Here is a 20,128-nt window from a genome sequence, read left to right on the forward strand (position 1 = left end):
CCTTACCGGGGACCGCCCAGGGTCCGGAGGAAGAACAGGCCCACATCGTCCCGGTAGTAGCGGCTGGCGGCCCCCCGGGGTGAGTGCGGCTGGCCGGGCATGATGAGCAATTCGAAGCGCTTGCCTGCGCGGATGAGCGCGTCCGCCATCCGCATCGTCACGGAGAGCGTGGCATTCACGTCGCTCGTGCCGTGCATCAGCTTCAGGTGGCCCCTCAGCCTGTCTGCAATCGCGAGGTTGTCGCCCGCCGCGTACCCCTGGGGATTGACGCTTGGGAGGTTGAGATAGGGCTCGTTGATGATGGCCTCTTCCTCCAGCGCTCCGGGAGCTCCGGCGTAGCCCGCCTTGAAGAAGTCCGGCGCCGTCAGCATGCCGCGCAGCGTGAAATAGCCGCCCCATGAACCGCCGTGGATGCCGACCCGCTCCAGGTCCATCCATGGGCGCGTGGAAGCGGCCTGCTTCAGCCCTGCGACGTAGTCGGGAATCTCCGTCTGGCCCACGCGGCCGTAGTTCGCGTCCTGGAAGGACTTGCTCCGTCCGGGGCCACCCCGGGGGTCCAGCAACACCACGATGAAGCCCAGCTGCGCCAGGCCGCTGGCGGTCAGCGAATCCGAAGTCCCCAGGAAGGTCCAGGGAACAACGGTGGTGAACGGACCCGCGTAGATGGAGGCGAGCACGGGGTAGCGTTTCGAGGCGTCGAAGTCGCGTGGCTTGTAGAGCACGCCGTGCAGGGGCGTGACGCCGTCGGCCGCCTTGACGAGCAGTGCTTCCGGCCGCGTGTCGCCGAGCGACTCGAACTCACTCGCGTCCGACGTGGTGAGCCGCACGCGCTTGCCACCCTCCACGGACACCAGCTCCCTCAGCCGGGGCTGTGTCCGCGAGGACCATGCGTCCACGTAGTACTGGCCCGAGGGGGACGGCGTGATGCGGTGCATCCCCGAGCCCGTGGACAGCCGCTTCAACGCGCCTCCCTTCAGGCTTCCCCGGTAGAAGAGGTGCTCGTATGGCGCGCCGCTGTCGGCGGAGGCCAGCACGTAGAGGGCATCTCCCGTGGGGGCGACTCCCACCACTTCGTGCACGGGAAATGCGCCTCGCGTGAGCTGCCGCGCGTGCTTCCCCGAGCGGTCATACGCATACACGTGGCGCCAGCCATCACGCTCGGACATCCAGAGGTAGCCGCGTCCTCCTGGCAGCGCCGTCACCTGCTTCGCCCAGCCGCCCACCGCGAAGTCCAGGCCGGTGACGAAGGTCTCCGGGCGCTCTTCGCGCAGCACGTGCCGACGCTGGCCCGACGCGGGTTCCACGACGGTCAGGTCCAGCCGCTTGGCGTCACGCGAGAGGTGGAGACACAGCGCCTCGGTGCCCTCGGGATTCCAGCCGGCGAACCAGTCATACGTCTCGCCCTCGACGGGCGGAATGCGCGTCACGCGGCCCGTCGCCACTTCCACGACATGGAGCTCCGCGCGCGGCAGTGGCGTCCCGGACTTCGCGTACGGCACCGTCGTCACCTTCTCCAGCGCGGAGGAGTAGTCCACGACGGGCACCTGGTGAACGGCGCGGAGGTCATCCCGCCACACCACCAGGAAGCGGCCATCCGGTGACCAGGGACGCTCCGGAATCCGCCAGTCGAGGTTCGCTTCTCCCGTGCGCTCGACCACGGTGGCACCTTCCGCGTTCAGCACCGCGAAGCCGCCCTGACGTTGCACGGCGAGCGCGCCGCCTTTCGGCGCGAGGAAGTGCTCCGGCGACAGCGTCAGCGCGGCCCGGTCCTCCGGCGACAGCAAGGTGACGTGGCCGCCTGACAGGCCCAGGCCAAAGGTCTTCCCCTCCAGGCGGAACACGATGCCCTGCTCATCCGGAGCGAGCGCGACGTCGAAGAAGCGGGGCGCGGTGATGGGCTTGCCCAGCAGCGCCGAGAGCTGCTGCCTCAATTGCTCACCGGAAAGGAGCGGCTTCAGCTCCCCGGTCTTCGCGTGCGCCAGCACCCACGTCCCGCCGTCCTTGCCCTCACGGGACCAGAAGACCAACCGGTCGCCCTCACGCAGCCACCTGGGGGGGACCAGGCTGTCGCGCAGGAGTTCCACCCGGCGGACGAACCGGTCCGCCAGGTCCAGCTTCGCCTGGACCTGCGCGTCCGGCGTGGCTCCGGAGGGGTCGAAGGGGAGGGGGGCGTCATCCAGCGCAAGGACGGGGGCTCCCGTCAGCGCCGTGAGCATCAGGCCGAGGGGAACGAAGGGGAATCGCATGCGCCGATGGTAAGAAGCCACATCCTTCACGACCAATATCTCTTTTGATGCGCATTGAGATGGATATCGTCTCGATATGGAATTCCGTCAGCTCCAGCTCTTCGTCGCCGTGGCGGAGGAGCTGCACTTCGGACGCGCCGCCGCGCGCATCGGCATGGCCCAGCCGCCCTTCAGCCAGCAGATTCGCCGGCTGGAGTCCGAGCTGGGAGTCGAGCTGCTCACGCGCACGAGCCGCCGGGTGGCGCTCACCGCCGCCGGGAGCCGCTTGCTGGAGGATGCGCGCGCGTTGCTGGCCCGGCGCGCGGATGTCATCCATTCGGTGCAGCAGGCGGCGAGTGGAGAGACGGGCACGCTGCGTGTCGGCTTCGCCGCGTCGTCTGCTTTCGGCGTGCTGCCGGACATCGTGCTGCGCTTCCGCACGCGGTTCCCGAAGGTGAAGCTGGAGTTGGACGACAGCGAGACGCTGGATGTCGGCGCCGCGCTCGCCTCGGGTGAGCTGGACATCGCCATCATCCGGGCGCCCTTCCGTCACGAAGGGCTCACCGTCGAGCGACTGCTCCAGGAGCGCTTCGTGCTCGCGCTGCCAGCTCGACACCCGCGAGCCCGTCAGCAGGTCGTCGCGCTGTCCTCACTGGCGAACGAGCCGTTCGTGCTCTTTCCGCGTCACTCCGCGCCGGGCCTGCACGACCTGGTGACGAGCATGTGTCTGGGCGCGGGTTTCTCTCCGAACATCCTCCAGGAAGCCAGCTCGTGGCCGTCCGTCGTTGGCATGGTGGAAGCGGGCCTGGGGCTGACCATCGCTCCCGCGTCCTCCCAGGCGCTGTGTCCCAAAGGGGTGGTGTTCCGCCCCCTGAGCGGCGCTCCCGGACACGCGGAGCTGGTGGTGGCCTTTCCTGGAACGCGGCCAGCGCCCGCGGCGCAGCACTTCCGCGTCCTCGCGCATGAAGCCGTCTCCCGCTCTGGCAGGAGTGCTTCTGACTGAGCGGCACTCGCGCCTCACGGCCGTGGCACGAGGCGTACGTCATGCGCGGAGGGCACGCCCTACATGCGTTCGCCAGGCAATTGGCTGGCCTGCTTCACCCAGGCGGCGAACTGGGCCTCGTCGAGCGGTTCGTCCTCGAGGATATCGAGGTAGCGCGTGTCCTGGCTCTTGGACGCACCGGGTGGGATGGGGCGCAGCGAGGTACCGCGGAAGAAGGCCACCTTGATGTACTTCGCGAAGCAGTGGATGCCGAGGAACCATCCCTGGCCCTCGACGCCGTACATCGGCGAGTTCCATTTGACCGCCTTGCTTACGCCCGGGATGGTGCGCTCGATGAGCTCGTCGAGGCGGTGCCCGACGTCGCGTTTCCAGCCCGGCATGGCCTCGATGTAGGCCTGGATGGGGGCGTCGCCGTAGCCCTTCGCAATCTGCGGATTGCCGCCAGAGAGGAGGACCGGCTTGGCGGCCGCAGCGGGGCTCTTGCGCCTGGCCGCGGTGGCTTTGGGCGCTGCCGCTGATTTCTTCGCCGTGGCCTTCTTGGACTTGGGGGCTGCTGACTTGGCGACTGCCTTGCTCGGTTTGGCCGCCTTCGCCGTGCTCCGCTTGGCGGTGGCCTTCTTCGCGACCTTGGACGACTTGACGGCCATGGTGTTCACTCCAGATGGGCGGTGACTGGGACCCCGAGGGCGGGCCTCTCAACGTCTCAAGGACAAGTTGAGCGACCCTCGCCGCGGAGGTCAACCTTCACGTCGAGCGCTTCGTGGGCTTCTTTCCGCTAGACGTATTGAGCGCGACGGCCGCGCGGATGAGCGCCTTGAACGCCTTCGCGTCCAGCGCCTCACCTTCGTGAATGTCGATGGCGCGCCTGACGTTCCCGTCGAGGCTGGAGTTGAAGAGCCCGGCGGGATCTTCCAACGAAGCGCCCTTGAAGAAGGTCAGCTTCACGGCCTTCTTGTACGCCTCACCTGTGCAGATGCCCCCGTCGTGGGACCAGACCGGCGTTCCCCGCCACTTCCACTCCTCTACGACCTCCGGGACGGCCTCCTTGATGAGGGCACGCACCCGCGCGAGTGTATCGCCTCGCCAGTCACCCAGCTCGGCAATCCTTTCGTTGATGAGTTGCGATGCCGACTCGCCATCTGTCTTGGTTTGACGCTTCATCTTCCTGCCTTCCCGTGGAGAGGCCGTGTTGCCCACGTTTCCTACGTCCGATAGCACCCTGGTGGGTTGTAGGAAACAAGAGGGCATCCGGTGTAGGCCTCCGCATCCGAGCCTCTTGCCTTGACGGCATGGGGCGCGCAGGTGTCCCACGCATTCACGGGGCGATGTTGAAGCTGGGAATGGGCGTCGGCGGCCCAACGGAAGGCCAGGTGAGCGAGCGACAGGCCGATGCCTGGGTCGGAATCGGTCCGTTGATGAAAGGCCGGATGCCGTGGCGGAACAGCGGCTCAGGTCCCCGGCCCGTCGAGCGCCTTCTTCATTGCGGCCATGCCGGCGTCAATCATCGGGCCGACGACGGCGCTGGCCTCATGGGGCAGGAAATCTGCGGTCCAGACGACTCGACTCCCCGTGCCTTCCGCGGAGACCTGAACCGCTCCGTTGTAGTGGGTCATCGGTCCACCTTCCGCGCCCCACACGAGGCGCCGTCCCTCGTCGTCGACCGTCACGATGGGCTCCCTGACCACCATCCCGTTGCCAAAGGTGACCACGCGGGCTCCCGGTTCGAGGCGAGTGTCGACGACGAACCCGGGAGCCAAGCGGGTGTGGAGGGCGCCGATATCACGGATGGCATCCCACACCTGCTCGGGCGCGGCGCGCGTCGTGATGTCCCTGCGGATCGAAGCCATGTTGTGTGCTCCTGTGGTGTTGGACCTGATGCCTCAAGGTCTGGAGCCACAGCGATAGACGGTGAGCGCCATCTTCTCTTGGAGAATCTTGCGGTCTCCGCGCGATGCCATCCGGAACGCACGAGGAGAGACGCCTGCCGCGCGGCGGAAGGTGCGCACGAAGTTGGAGAGGTCCCCGAAGCCAACGTCGAACGCGATGCGAGTGATGGGCGCATCCGTCGAAAGCAGTCGCGCGGCCTGACGAAGGCGCATGTGGACGAGGTACTGATGGGGTGTGACACCCAGCACGCTTCGGAAGATGCGGAGGAAGTGGAACGGACTCAAGCCGAGCTTCGCCGCGAGCGCTTCGAGCGTCTGCGGCTCGTCCGCCTGTTCGTCGAGGAAGAGCGCGGCTTCGACGGCCCTCCGCCGATTCCGCGCGGTCATCCGCGACGATGCCTCACGTCTTCCGGAGACGGTGTCAACGAAGCGCGCCGCGAACGCGAGCGCCACCTCATCCAGCCCGAGGTGGGTATTGCCCTCTGCCGTCTGCTGTGCGAGCTCACCGAGCATCATCAGGGATGGGAGCGGGGGAAGGGCGCCAACGCGCCACACGTCCAAGGGGGCTCCAAGTTCATCAACGAGCGCGTCGGAGAACTGAAACGACAGGCACTCATCGCCCCCGAGATGATGCTCGTGCGTGCAGCAGAATTCATCCCCCGCATGCCCGACGAGCGTTGCTCCGGCCACGAGCTCCCGCGCGATACCGCGGGATTGGTATCCGAAGCTCCCCCGGCGGACGTACGACACGGAGAAGGCCGAATGCTGTTCCTCGGCCGGGGCCTCGCCCGGTTTCGCGTCGCACTGGTAGTCCAGAACGGCAACAGAGCGCGAACGGTGCAGGAGGGTGGTTCGCATCCGCCCTGGCTATCAGGAGTGGGGGAGGGATGACTTGGAGAATCTTGCCTTGCCGCCGGCAGCCCGGCGGCGCCGGACATTCCCCCATCATCTAAACCGCCCCGGCGAATCCCCTAAACACCGGAGCGGTTGTTCCGATGAAGGGGGGATGGGGCAGCAGCCATTCAGGTTGACGCCCGAGCAGATGGAGGAGCGGCGACTGTTCGCCGCTTCGCTGCTGAAATCGGGCTGGCGCCCGATAGACGTGGCGGGCGAGTGCGGCGTCAGCCGAGGAGCTGTGTCACAGTGGGGGCAAAGCCTTCGCGCAGGGGGGGCAGCAGGAGTCTGCGGCGCAAGCCCCATAAGGGCCGCCCCTCGCGGCTGAGCCCTTCGCAGTGGAAGCAAGTGGCCCGAGTGCTCAAGGCCGGCGCCGCTCGGGCCGGTTTTCCCACGGAGCGATGGACCCTTCCACGCATCGCGCGTCTCATTGAGCGACGCTGGGGCGTGCGGTACCACCCGCGCTCATTGTCGAGGCCTCTGCATCGGCTGGGGTTCTCCGCGCATCGCCCTCGTCCCCAAGCCCGCGAGCGGGATGATGTGCTCACCGACGCCTGGGTAAAGAGAGCCTGGCCTCGCATTGAAAAGGGGCTCGAAGAAGCGGGAGGACGATTGCCTTCAAGGAGGCTTGGCTCAACGCAGCGCCCGCTGCCATTTCGGACCTCATGCGCCTGGCACGAAGAGAATTCCGTGCCCTACAGCATCGTCCCGATGTCCTCCGCTCCTTCTTCGAGCATGCTGGGCTCCATGTTTAGCGGACTCGCCGAGGCGGTTTAGACCATCACCTGCCACTGTCCTGCCGCGATCAACCCCACGCTGCGCCCGGCGAACGACCCGATGCCATCAGGCCCGGAGCGCAGCACGACGAACTCGTTCCGCCGTCGGCTCGGAATCTTCAGCGGACGCATGGCTCCTCCCTCGTAGACGTCGATGCCTCCCAGGTGTGCCAGGTAGAGCGTCGCGCCGTCAGCGGCGATGCCTGTGTAGTCGCGCTCCAGTTGGGGCGCCGGCACCGCCTGCCATTTGTTCGCGGAGCCGATCCACAGCGTCGCGTTGTCGCCAGCGATCGCGTAGCGCCCCCTCGGCAGGCGGCACGCGCAATTCAGACTGGAGCTGCCGGTCAGCGCCAGCTTGTGCCAGGCCTCGCCATCGAATCGCGCACCATGGCCATCGGAGGTCACCGCGATCATGTCGGTGGCGGATGGGCCCGCGATGTCTTCGATGGTGACGTCCTCGCCGTCGATCGTCAGCCGGGGCAACGCGGTGAACCGGTCGCCGACAAGTTGGTAGACCTGTCCCACCGAACCGGCGCAGACGAGGTCCCTGCCGAGCAGCCGCAGTCGCCGCAATGGCCCCAGGTCCTCGACAGCGGGAATCGAGAAGCTCCGCCGCGACTGCTCGAGTTCCGCGGCCGAGGTCGCCCCACGCCAGTCGAAGCGGATGACCGTCCCGTTCTCTCCGAGCACGTAACCGGGCCCCTTCGCCGCCGCGTCAATCGATACGGCGGCGTCACCGGAAAAGCTGAACGCCAGCTCGAGGCCGTCACGCACGACGATGACGCGGCTCTTGGGGACATCGTCATCGTCGCCAACGGTGCAGGCCAGCAGCATCGCGCCAGACGCCGGGTTGGCGCCTTCCTGGATGTAGTCCTGGCGCTTCAACGCCGTGGGAAACGGGTTCATCTCCCAATCCTAACTGGCGGACCTCTTCGCTCAAAGAGACGTCCCTGGCCCTGGGATGTCGCCCATCGCCCCGGGCACCCGTTGAATCAGGTCGAGTCTCGGCTACCTCACGCCCTTGGAATTTCGACGGCAGTGCGAAGCATTGGTACCCAACCCAGCCGGAGCGGCGCCCCTCTCGTCATCAATGGCCCGAAGAATTTGGGCAGGTCAACGCCACCCCCTGAACGGACTCAACCCCGATGGCTTAGAAGCACGCCAGCGGCAACGCCCTCAGCTCGCTTCGCGTGGGGCCAAAGTCGTCCGCGGTGAAGTACGCCCAGCGGCCTGCGACGAAGACCTCGCCTGGAGAGGACGAGAGCGCTCCAGGCGCGATGTCGGTGACTCGGGTACTCGACCTGGTGCCATCGGTCCACGCCAGCTCGACCCCCAGCGCAGATACGAAGACGCGAAAGGCCACGAAGCCGTCGCGCACGGGGTAGATGGGGTCGGGGTCTCCAGAGATGGAGTTGCTCGGCCCTGGATGGATGTCTTTCACCAGGTGGGTGCCCGACGGTGTTCCATCCGTCACCCAGGGCTCGTAGCCGGTGACGGTGTCATCGGCATAGAAGAAGACTTGGCCGTCCGCCTCGGTGAGCATCGCGGGAGGTGCGTAGCCAGGTGAGGCACCTGGGCTGATGTCCTTGAGCAGCCGCGTGCCACCCCGGGTGCCATCACTCCTCCAGGGCTCACGGCCGTGCGTTCCATCGTCCGCCGTGAAGATGAGCTTCTTGCCCAGGGCGGTGAGCTCGCGCGGCGCCGAGCCCTCTGCGCCCTGGCGGATGTCCTCCACCATCCGCGTGTTCTTCGCGCTGCCCTGGGATACCCAGGGCTCCGTCCCGTGAATGCCATCGTTGGCGGTGAAGTAGAGCCGCGACGCCGCGGCGACGAGAGACTGGATGTCCGAGCCCTGACTTCCCTTGTGGATGTCCTCCACGATGCGCGTGCCGGAGCGGGTGCCATCGGTCTTCCACAGCTCGCGGCCGTGGATGCCATCGTCGGCGGTGAAGAAGGTCTGGTTGTTGTTCACCCGAATCAGACGCTCGGGAGAGGAGCTGGCGCTTCCCTCGGCGATGTCTTCCACCAGCCGGGTGCCAGTGCGAGTGCCGTCGGTCTTCCACAGCTCGCGGCCATGAATGCCGTCATCAGCGGCGAAGAGAATCCAGCTGCCATCCACCACGAAGGGGCCCGGCGAGGAGCTGGCGAGCCCCGGAGCGATGTCCGCCACCAGCCGGGTGCCCCCGGGGGTACCGTCCGTTCTCCACAACTCGCGGCCATGCACGCCGTCGTCCGCGCTGAAATAGACTTTCCCGCCGACTCTCAGGAAGTCACTTGGGTTGCTGGGGAACGCGGAGGCGCTTCCCTCGTAGATGTCCACGAGCAGTTGGGTCCCTTCGGGCGTTCCGTCACTCGTCCACAGTTCCCGGCCATGGACACCGTCGTCATGGGTGAAGAGGAGCCGCCCGCCGATGCCAATAAGCGGCGAGGGTTGGTCCACGAGGTTCTCGAGGAGCAGGACGGACTCCCACTGCGGCTCCCTGCCTCCCGACACGTCCTCTAGCCGCCATAGCGAGTAAGTGCTCTGGACGCCCACGAAGATGCTGACGAACAAGGCTCCGTCCACCTCGGCATGTCCTACGAGGTTCGTGACGTTGGGAGACGGTGAGAGGTCCGCGATCAGCACGGGTTCGGTACAGCGTGCGTGGGAGGGGCCATGCCGGGACGCGTCTGGGCTCAGCCATGCGGCTGTGGACGCCTCGACTTCAAGCGCTTCCTCCATGGGACCGCAGGCGGTGAACAAGAGGCAGGCAGTCGCCCCGGACATCCAGATAGCGATTCGGCGACGCGTCATGACAGTCTCCTCAGGCGGGTCCCGCCCACTGCCGCGCGAACGTAAAGTAACGCCTTCCACACGCCCATCGCGCGATGGTGTGTCAAGACGCCCAATTCTTGACGCAGGCCAGCCTGGTCGACTTACCTCCGGCAGGCTCACGGCACCCAACTCCCGCCTTCCTGTGGCAAACCGTATGGATTTGCGCTCGTGACGGCTACTGCTCACGCGAGTTCGTGCGGTCGCTCAGGCTGGGGTTCGTGATGGCCGCATGTTCCCGGAGGCTTGCCGGTAGTGAACGGGCGTCATTCGTCCTCCTTGCTGGCCCGGCCCTTGCCGCAAGTCCGGGTGAGACGAGCGTTCATGGGGATGCCAGGGTGTGAGCGAGGTTGCGGTCCACCACGGTGAAGCCGGCGGACTGATAGAGGGCGAGGGGGACCGGGTTGTCCGCGAAGGCGTACACGATGGCCTGCCTGGCGCCCATCATGTGCATGCGCCCGAGCCCCTCGTGTATGAGCGCGCGCACCAGCCCGCGCCGCCCAGGCCTGCGCCACGAGGCGAGCCATGGCCTCGTGGTCGGCCACATCGCGATAGGGGCGGAGGCAGAACATCTCTGCTCACTACACCAGGCTGGGTGTGATTCGCACTCGTGGATGGGTTGACGACACTTCATCCCGTTGGACCCCGGCGCGGCCCCGGTAGGTCGCGCGAGCGGCGGAACGAACTCTGCTCGAACTTCAATGGTGCGCATTGCTCTTGGCGCACCCGTGACGCAGCGACCAGACCTTGGATAGGCACAGCCGGGCTCGCGCTCCGCGGCAGGGAAGGGGGCTCGTTTCCTCCAGGGATTCCATGTCGAATGCGAGAATGTCCGTCCATTGGAAATCCCGGCTTCCTCTCGCGACGAGCGCGGGCTCGCCGCGGAAGCGTGGCTACCGCGGGAGCCTGCTGCTCGTGGTCGCGCTCGTGGGCGTGCAGGCGGCGTGTTCCCGCCGCTCCGACTCCACGCCGCCGGAGGGCGCTGCTCCGGTCGCTGCCGCCGCGCCATCCTCTGACTCGGAGGCGTCCGTGAAGACATCTGCCGGGACGTACGAGGATGTCTGGTGCGAGGGCCTCACCCCCGAGCGATGCGGGGACTTCACGGACAAGTGCATCCGGCAGACCTACTGCGATGGTCAGCAGTTCTGCTCCAGCCGAGGCAACCGTCCCAGGGACCACGTCTGTGGTTCGGAGGGCACCGCTGGACTGGCGGAGCCGTGTTGCGAGGGACTGGTGGCCCGCTGCGGCAACCTGACATCCGAGGGAGCCTGCGAGCCCCAGCAAAGCTCCACCGACGTGCTCAAGTGTCTGGCCTGTGGCGACGGTGTCTGTGGGGTACTGGAGCAGCGCTGCAACTGCCCCGAGGACTGTGAAGTCACCAAGGCCCGGCCTCGGATCCGCTACCGGGGACACAGCCCGGAAGGTCCTTCCGCGAACGCACGCGACGTCCCCGCGGGCGTCAAGCGTCCGGGCCAATGCCTGGAGGCGCTGGACGCGGCGGACCCGGTCCGCCTCTGTCTCATGCGGTGGGCCAGCGATGTCCTGGGCCGTACCGACGTCCAGGAACTGCGGCAGGCTGAAACCATCGCACCCTTCACCGCGTTCGACCTGGACCTGCTGGCGTGTTTGTACGAGGAGGATGGACGGGGGAGCCGGGCGCCCCGGAAGCAGTGCCTGGAAACCCTGATGCTGCGGACGAACGATGCCCGCTTGCAGAAGCTGTTGAACCCCTAGCCTCCCTCACGTGCCCATGACCTCGCGTTCCCTGCGTCTGCTGTCCCGCGCGGTGCTTGGTGCGGCCTCCCTGGCCGTATGGACGAGCCACGCGTCCTCTCCCATGCCCACCACGCCCCCGATGATGCGGGCGCTCGCCGACGATGACGTCAGTGCCCTGCGCGAACTGCTGAAGAAGGGGGCGTCCCGGAACGACACGGACGAGCCGAGCTACCCCCACGTCCAATCTCCCTTGATGGTGGCGTGTGAAGCTGGAAGCGAGAAGGCCGCGCACTTCCTGCTGGATGTCGGAGCGGATCCGCTGCTGATCGTTCCCAGGCATGACCACTACTGGCCGCCCCCCCGGCTGGAGCGCAGTGTGCTTCGCTCGCTACGGCAAGTTGAAGCGCGTGGAGGAGCGGTTGCTGTCCGCGGGCGTTTCGCCTCCCGGCTCCTGCCTGGAAGAAGCCGACTTCCTTCGCACCGTGCAGGCACGCAAGGCGTCCCAGGTGGCGGTCCTGGCCCGGAAGGGACGGGGACGAATTTCGGACGACGTTCTGCAATACGCGATGGTGACGGCCCTTGCCCACAAGGACACGCCGTTGCTTCGAGCTGTGCTGACCGCGGGCGTTCCCACCCAGAAGAGCCTTGGCTGGGACAATGTTCTCCAGCAATGGGTGGAGGGGGCGCTGGCCGCCAATCAAGTCTCCATCGTCGATGCGCTGCTGGACGCGGGCGTCCGGCCGCCGCTCACCCCGCTCGCAGAAGCGGGGCTCCTTCCTCAAGTGGAGCGGACCCTCAAGCTGGGCGCTTCCCCCAATGGAATGGAAGGTGGAGCACGCGGGCCACTGCTGAGCGCGACGCACCATGGACACACGGAGGTTGTCCGGGTCCTGTTGAAGGCGGGGGCGGATGCGAACGGAAGGCGGTTCGACAACGAACGTCCGCTGCTCGCCGCGGTGGCCCGGCTCCAGAAGGACAAGGGCAACCCCGCGCTCGTGAAGCTGCTGCTCGAGTCCGGAGCGAGCACCGACGTCGAGCACTTCGGCTCCTCGCCGCTCAATCTCGCGGCCAACGGCTGTAGTGCGGAGGTCGTCTCGCTGTTGCTCGCCAAGATGGCTCCACAAGCCATCGCCCGCGAGCCGGGCTCGTACCTGTACGCCCAGGCCCTGCGGGGGGACTCCTCCTGTCCGGAAGCGGAGGCGGTGCGGGTCCTCCAGGCGCTCCTCGCGGGTGGGGTTCGCATCCAGGGCGCGGAGGAACACGACATGCACAGGGATTTCCTGCGGGAGCAGACGGACCGGAGCCCCGCCATCGCGAAGGTCCTGGCGCAGGCGGGCCTCCCGTGACGGAGACGCTCCCGCCGTCCTGGGTGGCGGGAGCCTTCCCGTCAGGCGGAGCGCCGCTCGTCCGGAACGACCTCACCCAGCTCGAGGCGCGTTCGCAGCCAGCGTGACAGCGCCTCTGCCTGCTCCTGGCGGGGGAAACTGGCGATGGCTTCCTGGCGCCCCCCTCCGTCGGCGGTGGAGAGCTCGAGCGTGAGATGGTAGTGGCTCACCTGCCCCCCCTTCTGTGTGGGAGCCTGGGGTTCGACGCGGAGCGACCGCACGTCGCGCCACCGTACGTCGAGCACGTGCTTCCGTCCGGAGAAGGGCGGTAGGGAGAGGCTCCGCTCCTGGGGATGGAGACGCAGGTCGTAGTGCCCGGCCTCCACCCGTGCATGTGACCACCGCCCGGCGAGCACACCGCAGACGATGACGACCCCCCAGGCCCCCACGGCCACGGGCAGCGGTGCATGGAGGCCCACAGTGACTCCTGCGAGCGCGACGCACGTCAGGGAGGCGCCCGCCAGAACCAGGGACACCAAGGTGGCCGTCCACGGCCCCTCGAGCGTCACGCACTCGCTGCCGTCTTCCCGGAAGAAGGTGGACAAGAGCGGCGGTTCCGGCTTCCAGGCCCCCACCACCAAGGTGCCCAGCCAGAGCATCACCAGGTTGAAGGGCATCAGGAGCATGAGCGTGAACAGCGCCGACCCATCCATGCCCGGCTGCAACACCGCCTCCGAGGGCTGGCCGGGCCGGTAGTACACGGGGATGGTGGCCCCGAGGGGGTAGCGTGCCACCAGCTCCTCCGCGAATCCGCGGTCCCCCGAGCGCCACATGGAGGGGCGGGCCTTGCTGCCCTCATAATGCTGCCCGTCGACGGAGTAGGTGTAGGCCACCTTCAGGTCGTAGGTGGTGGCCTTGTTCGCGCGCACCGCATCCACCTCGCTCCGGGTGATGGTGCCCTGCACGGAGGGCCAGCTCTCCGTCTGCACCTGGAGGACCATGTTGGAGACGGTGAAGTAGTCCGCGGCCACCGTGATGGACGTCCACAGCGCCACGAACGCGAGCATTACGGCGGAAGAGACCACGCGAAAAAGCATGGCCCGAGTCTACAGGGATACCCTGGATTGAAAGAAACGGGCCCGGGCCACCCCGAGCACCTGCCAGGACGCTGCGGACGCCACCCGCGTGACGTTTTTTGCCCAGATGCCCAAAGGGGGGAGTGGTTCTTCCTGGGCTACCGCTTCAGCCCGGGGCGCAGGGCACTCCAGGTTGGCTCTGGCTGGTGGGCGAGACTGCGCGCCGTCTTTCTTGTCACGGACGTGCGCGTGCAGGACTGCTCGGATTGGGACTCCGCTACCGATTGGCTTCCGTACCTCACTTCCGGGGACCGTCTGACGCGGTGTTGCGCTTGGCGCGTGAACGAGGAGACAGATGGGAAGCTCGTCGTCCGAGCCTTGGGGCCATCATGGACAGCGCACCAGTCGCCACCCGCGGTGCTTCAGCCCTTTTGAGTTTCGTTCTCGCAGGCTTGCTGCTGAGCCTCCTTCGAGCCCATCTCGCGAGCGCACATGACGACGAATCCATGCCTCCACTTCGTGGCGTACGCGTTGAGGCGCCCTTCGTCGCGATGCTTTCGGTGACCTGAGATGAAATGAGCACGCACACGGGCGCGGTTGCCTCGTGGTGCGCGTCGTGTGCTGTGACTATGCCAGCGGCCGTGTGCTTTGGACGGTCTCCGAAGGCGTGAAGGGTTGGGGGCGGAAGCCAGGCATCGTCGCCATGGACCCTTGCTTGCGAATCCAACAAGGCGAGGTGTTCCTGAGCCTTTCGACGGTGACCGCGTTCGACGCGGCGAGCGGCCGGCAATTGTGGAGGACCTCGGTGGCACCCGACCTCGAGTCTACTCCGCCTACGGACGGTGGCTTCTTCAGCTCCCTCACGGGCTCCGCCGGCCCCGTACGCGCGGAGTATTGGAACTGCAAGAGCGCCCACCCGCAGGACTGACGCGTGTCCGCGAAACAGGCGAGGGCCCCTCCGTGGTGACTGTCACCATCCTCCTGGTGACTGCAGTCACAGCGCGGGGCGCTTGACGCGAGTTCCCGACGTCTGCGTTCCCTTGCCCACCTCGCGCCCATTGGCGTTTGAACACCTCCGGCATGGGGTGCCTGTCATTCCCGCCCGGGACGTCCTCTCCAATTGACCCCCACCGCCGCCACTGATAGGACGTCATGACGTTGAGAATGAGTATCAATATCGACATCATCCTCGCGCCTTCGAGCCCTGTCTGTACACCGTGAACATGCCCACACTTCGTCGCTGGCGGGGTGCCCCCGCGCCATCCTCTCTGGTCCCCACGCTCGCACTCCTCTCCATGCTGTCGATGGGAGTCGCGCGAGCCCAGGATGCGAGCGAGACCCCGGCGCCGGCGACATCCGCTTCCCCCTCTAGCGGGACACCGCACCCGCAGACGCCGGAAGGTGAGGGCGTGCCTGCGCCATCCGGCGGGGTCGTCCCTCCGGTGTTGCTGGCCCAGCCAGAGGCTGTCTATCCGCCCGAGGCGCTCGCCGCGGGGCTTGAAGGCGCGGTGAAGCTCCTCCTGACGCTTGATGCGGAGGGCCGGGTCACGCGCGCGGAGGTGGTCGAGGGACTTGGGCACGGACTCGACGAGGCGGCCGTGAGCGCGCTCGAGAGCGCACACTTCTCCCCGGCGATGCAGGACGGCAACCCCGTCCCCTGCCAGTTCGAGTTCATCCACCACTTCGTCCTCGCCCGTCCTCCCGAGGTCGCGCCGCCAGGCGCCGAGGATGTCGCCCAAGCCGCGTCCGACACGCCCGCGGAAGAGGCGCCCGCGCAGCCTTCCGAGGAGCCCGAGCCTCCCGCTCCCCCTGGCTTCACCTCGGTCGTCCGCGCCAGGTCGACCGAAGCTCGCGCCCTGGTGCGCGGCTCGGAGGCGGTGGACGTCGTCGAATTGGAGAAGGCCCATGAGCGCGCCGAGGACCTCGCGGAGGTGCTGACGCGTGCCTCTGCCGTGCAGGTCCAGCGGACGGGCGGAATGGGGAGCCGGACCCAGCTCTCGCTCGGGGGCCTCTCCGGCGACCAGGTGCGAGTCCTCCTCGACGGCGTCCCCATCGAGTACTCGCCCTATGTCTACGGACTCGGAAGTGTTCCGGTCTCGCTCATCCGGCAACTTGAGGTCTTCAACGGCGTCGTCCCGGTGCGCCTCGCGACGGACGCGCTGGGCGGTGCCATCCACCTGCGCTCCGACCTCGCGAAGCCCGAAACCGGTGCGTCCCTGTCGCTCCAGGGTGGGTCCTTCGGCAGCTACCGAGGGACTGGCAGGCTGACGTGGCGGGCCCACGAGCACGTCTTCGTGCGGGCCGCGGGGTTCCACGACCGCGCGCAGAACGACTACGTCGTCACCGTCCCCGTGGATGACCCGGCGACGGGGCGCGTCTCGCCGCGCGCCCTGCGCCGCAACCACGACGCCTACCGGGGCACCGGAGGCGATATCGAAGTGGGGTTCGAGGCACTGCCGGGCATCGACCGGCTCGTTCTCAATGGCTACCTCGGCCGCTACGACAAGGAGGTCCCACACGATCAGTTCATGATCCAGCCCTATGGCGCGGTCACCTCCGCGCAGGAGAGTTGGGGCCTCGGGCTTCGCTATGAGGTGTCGCCCCATGAGCGGCTGAAGGTGCTCGCCATCGCCGGATACAACCAGCGTGTGGGCGAGCTTCTCGACGCCTCCGACTGTCTATACGACTGGTACGGCGCCTGCCGTGCGACGCGGGCGAGAGCCGGGGAGATTGGCTCGACGCCCCTGGAGAACACCCAGACGCGCCAGACGTTGTTCGGGCGCGTGCGGCTCCTCGGGACAGTGCTCGACCCGGAGGACCTCGAGGTCTCGCTCGGCGTCGACGACAGCGACCGAAGCGGCGAGAACGCCTACCTCACCCGTCTGCAGCAGGAAGACCCCCTCCGGGTGCCGCTCGCGCTCACGTCCGCCTTCGGAGGTCTCTCCCATCGTCAGCTTCTCTGGGACGGCAGGTTGGAGAACACCGTGTTCGTGAAGGGCTACTTGCAGCGCTTCGCCTCGGGGACGAGGCAGGAGGCCGCGGAGAGCCGGTGGGCCGGAGGCTTCGGTGACACCTTGCGCTTCAGTCTGACGCGTGGGCTGCTCCTCAAGGCGTCCTATGAGCGGACAACGCGGATGCCAAGGGTGGACGAACTCTTCGGCGATGGGGGACTGCTCGTGGAGAACTCGGCGCTCGTCCCCGAGTCGAGTCACAACGCCAACCTGGGCGTGGAGCTCCTCCCCATCGTCACGTCCGTTGGCCGCTTCGGTGCCAACGCGGTTGCGGGCGTCCGCGACGTCGAGAACCTCATCCAGCTCTTCCCTGGCGACGCCACGCAGGCCTACGAGAACGTGGACCACGCCCGCTCCTTCTCGGCGCACGCGGGCCTGGACTGGGACTCACCCGGCGACTGGGTGGGGCTCACCGGCACCGTCACCTGGCTCGACTTCCGCAACCTCGCGCGGGACGGCCAGTTCGCCCGCTTTCACGGGGACCGCATGCCCAACATTCCCTGGCTCCAGGCCTCGGCGACCGCGCGCTTCCAGAAGCGTCAGCTCTGGAGCTCCCAGGACGCGCTTGGCCTGGAGTGGACGACCCGTTTCGTCGAGTCGTTCTACCGCTCCTGGGAGAGCGCCGGGCGGGGCGGCGACAAGGCGCGGGTGCCCACCCAGGTGCTGCACTTCGCCGCGCTAACCTACCGCTCCCGGTTCGAGGGACGCGCCTTCTCCTTCTCCTTCAATCTCCAGAATCTCACCGACGCTCCCGCCTTCGACATCGTCGGTGTCCAGAAGCCGGGCCGCGCGTTCTCCGCGCGCGCCACTGTTGATCTCTGAGCGCTCGATGAGGCGCTTCGAGTCTCCTCGCAGGAACCCTCCGCCAAAAGGAAGCCCGATGAAGCTGAAAACCGCACTCCTCGCCCTCGCCGTGTTCGCCACCGCCTGCTCGGATTCGGAAGACCCGAAGCCTTCGGATGGCGGCACCCAGGTGGACCCCGACGCTGGAACCGCCGAGCCCCTCTACGCCGCCATCACCCAGGTCGCCATCGCTGGTGGAAACACCCAGAGCTACCTGGTGACGTTGGACGACATCGAGAAGGCGCAGACCGTCGGGATTGGCGACGCAATCGAGCTTCCCGCGGACGCGTACATCGCCGCCGGCCTTCCGGGCACCGGCAAGTTCATCGTCAGCAGCTCGAGGCTGCCGACGGTGACTCCCTACACCCTCAACGCTGATGGCTCGCTCAAGGCCGGCGATCCGCTTTCGTTCACCAGCCAGGGTGTCGCCGCGACCGGTGGCTATCAGTCCCAGCACTACTTCGTCAGCGAGACGAAGGCCTATTACTTCGACCACGTGAACTACAAGCTGGTCATCTGGAATCCCCAGGACCTCTCCATCATCACGTCCAAGGACCTGACGTCCCAGCTCAAGAACGGCGACTTCACGTTCCGCTATTCGCAGAGCCTGGCCATCACCGCTGGCGACGACGTCATCATCGCTGGCGGCTGGCACGCCGCGGACGTGCGGACGGTTCCGGCGAAGACGGCGCTGGTCATCGTGGACACGCAGACCGACGAGGTGACCGTCAAGGTCGACAATCGCTGCGGCTGGGCGCGCGACGGCGTCAAGCACACGGATGGGAAGATTTATTACGCCACCGAATCCCTGGGCAGCGGAGCGCACTTCGTGTCTCCCGGGACCACCGGCGCGCCCTGCATGGTCCGCTTCGATCCCGCGACTGGCGAGTTCGATGCGTGGTCCACCACGCTCGATTCCTTCATCAACCCCGGGACGGAGGGGGACATTGCCGCCATGCTCCTGCCTGGAGCTCCCGGCAAGGGCTACCTGCGGGTGATGAACAAGGCCGCCGCGCAGTCCGCCTGGGACGCCGCGGTGGCCGCCGAGCGGCCGTTCAACGGGCAGAACGCCGCCGTGGGCGCCTGGTGGAGCCTGTGGGAGGTCACCCTCGGCGACGCGCCGACCGCGACGCCCGTCGTCCGGGACGACCTGGTGCCCACCAACGGTCGCACCATCCCGCAGAACCCTGGTGAGCTCCTGGTGCTGCCGGAGTTCATCAATGACAACGCCCAGACGCGCTTCCGCCTCATGAGCCCCGAGACGGGGCTCGGGGACGCGAAGACGGTCGTCGAGGGCCAGGTGCGCGGCCTCCTCCGGATCCGCTAGCCACCCGCCTGCCGTTCGGAGCCCCCGCCGTGCATGGGCGGGGACTCCGGTTCATCTGTCATCACCGGGTCTCCCACCATGAGTCTCTTCATCCCCCTCGCGCTGGCGCGCTCCCTTGGGCTGCGCTTGCTGAACCCGCTGCTCGCCGCACGCCCCGCGCGCTTGAGCCGAGGCGTGGGCCCCCTGAGGCGCATCCACGTGCTCCTCGCGGCGGGTCTGCTGACCGCCAGTTGCTCCTCGGGGCCGGCATCACGCACCGCGCCGGTGGCTCGGGTGGACGGGACGCCGGTGACGCTCCAGGACACCTTCCAGTTCGATCTCGACTCGACCCACACCGGACGGACCCACCGGTTGTACGTGGCGGTGCCCGAGGGCCCCGCGCCCGCCGCCGGCCATCCGGTCATCTACCTGCTGGATGGCGGCGCGCACTTTCCCACCCTGGAGCGTCTCACGCGCGCCCTCCCCAGGCTCGCGCGGGGCTTCGGCGTCGCGGCGGCAACGCCGGTCATCGTCGGGCTGACCTACCCGGGTGACCCGGCCCACAACGACCAGGCACGCGGTGAGGACTACACGCCACCCGCCCCGAATCTCTCGAACACGGGGGACCGGTTCTCGAAGAAGCAGGGTGGGGCGGATCGCTTCCTGGACTTCCTGAAGAAGGAACTCGAGCCCGCGCTTGCATCGAGATTGCCGATCGACGGCTCGCGCACCGCGCTGATGGGCCACTCCTATGGCGGCCTCCTGGTGCTGCATGCGTTCTTCACGAGGCCCACGTCCTTCAACGCCTTCATCGCGGGGAGCCCGTCCATCTGGTGGAACGACCGCTACGTGCTCACCGAGAAGAAGGCCTTCCTGGAGCGGTTCGCGCGGACCCCGGTGAAGGCGCGCGTGCTGCTCACGGTGGGAGGGCTGGAGCAGAAGCCACGCAAGAGCGAGGGGACGCGGGGCATGTTCGCCGCCGAGCGGCGGATGGTCGACAATGCCCGCGAGCTCGCCGTGGAGCTCGCGGCGATGGGCGGCGGCGATTTCGCGGTCCAGTACCTGGAGTTTCCCGGCGATGATCACTACAGCGCATGGCTCCCCATGCTGAGCCGTGGGCTGCTCTTCTTCTCCGCTCCCTCGCTGCTTCCGGGTGCCGACTGAGCCCGCACGGGCCCTGGCCCCCCTCGTCGGACCCACGCCGCGTGCATCGTGTCGACCTCCTCGCGGATTGTGGAACGGAGCGGTGGCGGTC

17 protein-coding genes are annotated in these 20,128 nt (G+C 67.5%); 8 read left to right on the forward strand and 9 right to left on the reverse strand.

Translation table 11 applies throughout. From position 1 onward, the window contains the following. Nucleotides 1–2 precede the first annotated feature (2 nt). Complete coding sequence (locus OZ403_RS08450; RefSeq protein ID WP_268783877.1) at nt 3–2,246, reverse strand: S9 family peptidase; 2,244 nt, start codon at nt 2,244–2,246, stop codon at nt 3–5. A gap of 76 nt (nt 2,247–2,322) precedes the next feature. Here OZ403_RS08450 and OZ403_RS08455 point away from each other — a divergent pair, with 76 nt between their 5' ends. Continuing rightward, the gene (locus OZ403_RS08455) at nt 2,323–3,228 is read left to right on the forward strand and encodes a LysR family transcriptional regulator (RefSeq protein ID WP_140797629.1); all 906 of its coding nucleotides are present in this window, start codon (nt 2,323–2,325) and stop codon (nt 3,226–3,228) included. Between the two features lie 59 nt (nt 3,229–3,287). Here OZ403_RS08455 and OZ403_RS08460 read toward each other — a convergent pair whose 3' ends face one another. The 4 genes from OZ403_RS08460 to OZ403_RS08475 form a co-directional block, all read right to left on the reverse strand. Continuing rightward, nucleotides 3,288–3,875, reverse strand: coding sequence for a DUF1801 domain-containing protein (locus OZ403_RS08460; RefSeq protein WP_268783878.1), 588 nt, complete (start codon nt 3,873–3,875; stop codon nt 3,288–3,290). 97 nt (nt 3,876–3,972) lie between these two features. Next, nucleotides 3,973–4,389 (reverse strand): DUF1801 domain-containing protein, encoded by a 417-nt coding sequence (locus tag OZ403_RS08465; RefSeq protein WP_140853406.1) that lies wholly within the window; start codon nt 4,387–4,389, stop codon nt 3,973–3,975. Between the two features lie 287 nt (nt 4,390–4,676). Beyond that, complete coding sequence (locus tag OZ403_RS08470) at nt 4,677–5,075, reverse strand: SRPBCC family protein (protein ID WP_268783879.1); 399 nt, start codon at nt 5,073–5,075, stop codon at nt 4,677–4,679. Between the two features lie 33 nt (nt 5,076–5,108). Continuing rightward, nucleotides 5,109–5,972: a helix-turn-helix domain-containing protein gene (locus tag OZ403_RS08475; protein WP_140797633.1), complete on the reverse strand. Its 864-nt coding sequence runs from the start codon at nt 5,970–5,972 to the stop codon at nt 5,109–5,111. A gap of 483 nt (nt 5,973–6,455) precedes the next feature. On the opposite strand from OZ403_RS08475, the gene OZ403_RS39645 reads away from it, so the two are divergent. Further along, nucleotides 6,456–6,785, forward strand: coding sequence for a winged helix-turn-helix domain-containing protein (locus OZ403_RS39645; protein ID WP_442929808.1), 330 nt, complete (start codon nt 6,456–6,458; stop codon nt 6,783–6,785). Here OZ403_RS39645 and OZ403_RS08480 read toward each other — a convergent pair. From OZ403_RS08480 to OZ403_RS08490, 3 genes are all read right to left on the reverse strand, one after another. Continuing rightward, nucleotides 6,782–7,690 carry a hypothetical protein gene (locus OZ403_RS08480; RefSeq protein ID WP_268783880.1) on the reverse strand — a complete coding sequence of 303 codons (909 nt, stop codon included), beginning with the start codon at nt 7,688–7,690 and terminating at the stop codon, nt 6,782–6,784. The genes OZ403_RS39645 and OZ403_RS08480 overlap by 4 nt on opposite strands. Before the next feature lie 244 nt (nt 7,691–7,934). After that, the gene (locus tag OZ403_RS08485; protein WP_268783881.1) at nt 7,935–9,350 is read right to left on the reverse strand and encodes an ELWxxDGT repeat protein; all 1,416 of its coding nucleotides are present in this window, start codon (nt 9,348–9,350) and stop codon (nt 7,935–7,937) included. A 568-nt stretch (nt 9,351–9,918) separates the two neighbouring features. Next, the gene (locus OZ403_RS08490) at nt 9,919–10,044 is read right to left on the reverse strand and encodes a hypothetical protein (RefSeq protein WP_257792136.1); all 126 of its coding nucleotides are present in this window, start codon (nt 10,042–10,044) and stop codon (nt 9,919–9,921) included. Between the two features lie 380 nt (nt 10,045–10,424). Between OZ403_RS08490 and OZ403_RS08495 the strand changes: the two genes are divergently transcribed. Together OZ403_RS08495 and OZ403_RS08500 are read left to right on the forward strand one after the other, a co-directional pair. Next, nucleotides 10,425–11,330 (forward strand): hypothetical protein, encoded by a 906-nt coding sequence (locus OZ403_RS08495; RefSeq protein WP_268783882.1) that lies wholly within the window; start codon nt 10,425–10,427, stop codon nt 11,328–11,330. A 356-nt stretch (nt 11,331–11,686) separates the two neighbouring features. Beyond that, nucleotides 11,687–12,658: an ankyrin repeat domain-containing protein gene (locus OZ403_RS08500; RefSeq protein ID WP_268783883.1), complete on the forward strand. Its 972-nt coding sequence runs from the start codon at nt 11,687–11,689 to the stop codon at nt 12,656–12,658. A gap of 41 nt (nt 12,659–12,699) precedes the next feature. On the opposite strand, the gene OZ403_RS08505 is transcribed toward OZ403_RS08500, so the two are convergent. Continuing rightward, a complete protein-coding gene (locus tag OZ403_RS08505) occupies nt 12,700–13,734 on the reverse strand; it encodes a DUF3592 domain-containing protein (RefSeq protein ID WP_268783884.1) in 1,035 nt (344 codons plus the stop codon). Between the two features lie 682 nt (nt 13,735–14,416). On the opposite strand from OZ403_RS08505, the gene OZ403_RS39650 reads away from it, so the two are divergent. From OZ403_RS39650 to OZ403_RS08520, 4 genes are all read left to right on the forward strand, one after another. Further along, nucleotides 14,417–14,641, forward strand: coding sequence for a hypothetical protein (locus tag OZ403_RS39650; RefSeq protein ID WP_442929764.1), 225 nt, complete (start codon nt 14,417–14,419; stop codon nt 14,639–14,641). 481 nt (nt 14,642–15,122) lie between these two features. Further along, on the forward strand, nt 15,123–17,546 hold the full coding sequence (mxcH, locus tag OZ403_RS08510; protein ID WP_268783885.1) for a TonB-dependent siderophore myxochelin receptor MxcH: 2,424 nt from the start codon (nt 15,123–15,125) through the stop codon (nt 17,544–17,546). Between the two features lie 58 nt (nt 17,547–17,604). Next, complete coding sequence (locus tag OZ403_RS08515; RefSeq protein WP_268783886.1) at nt 17,605–18,894, forward strand: hypothetical protein; 1,290 nt, start codon at nt 17,605–17,607, stop codon at nt 18,892–18,894. Between the two features lie 78 nt (nt 18,895–18,972). Beyond that, the gene (locus OZ403_RS08520) at nt 18,973–20,037 is read left to right on the forward strand and encodes an alpha/beta hydrolase (RefSeq protein ID WP_268783887.1); all 1,065 of its coding nucleotides are present in this window, start codon (nt 18,973–18,975) and stop codon (nt 20,035–20,037) included. The last annotated feature ends 91 nt before the right edge of the window (nt 20,038–20,128 follow it).

Source organism: Myxococcus sp. NMCA1 (genome assembly GCF_026810205.1).
Taxonomy (GTDB): domain Bacteria; phylum Myxococcota; class Myxococcia; order Myxococcales; family Myxococcaceae; genus Myxococcus; species Myxococcus xanthus_A.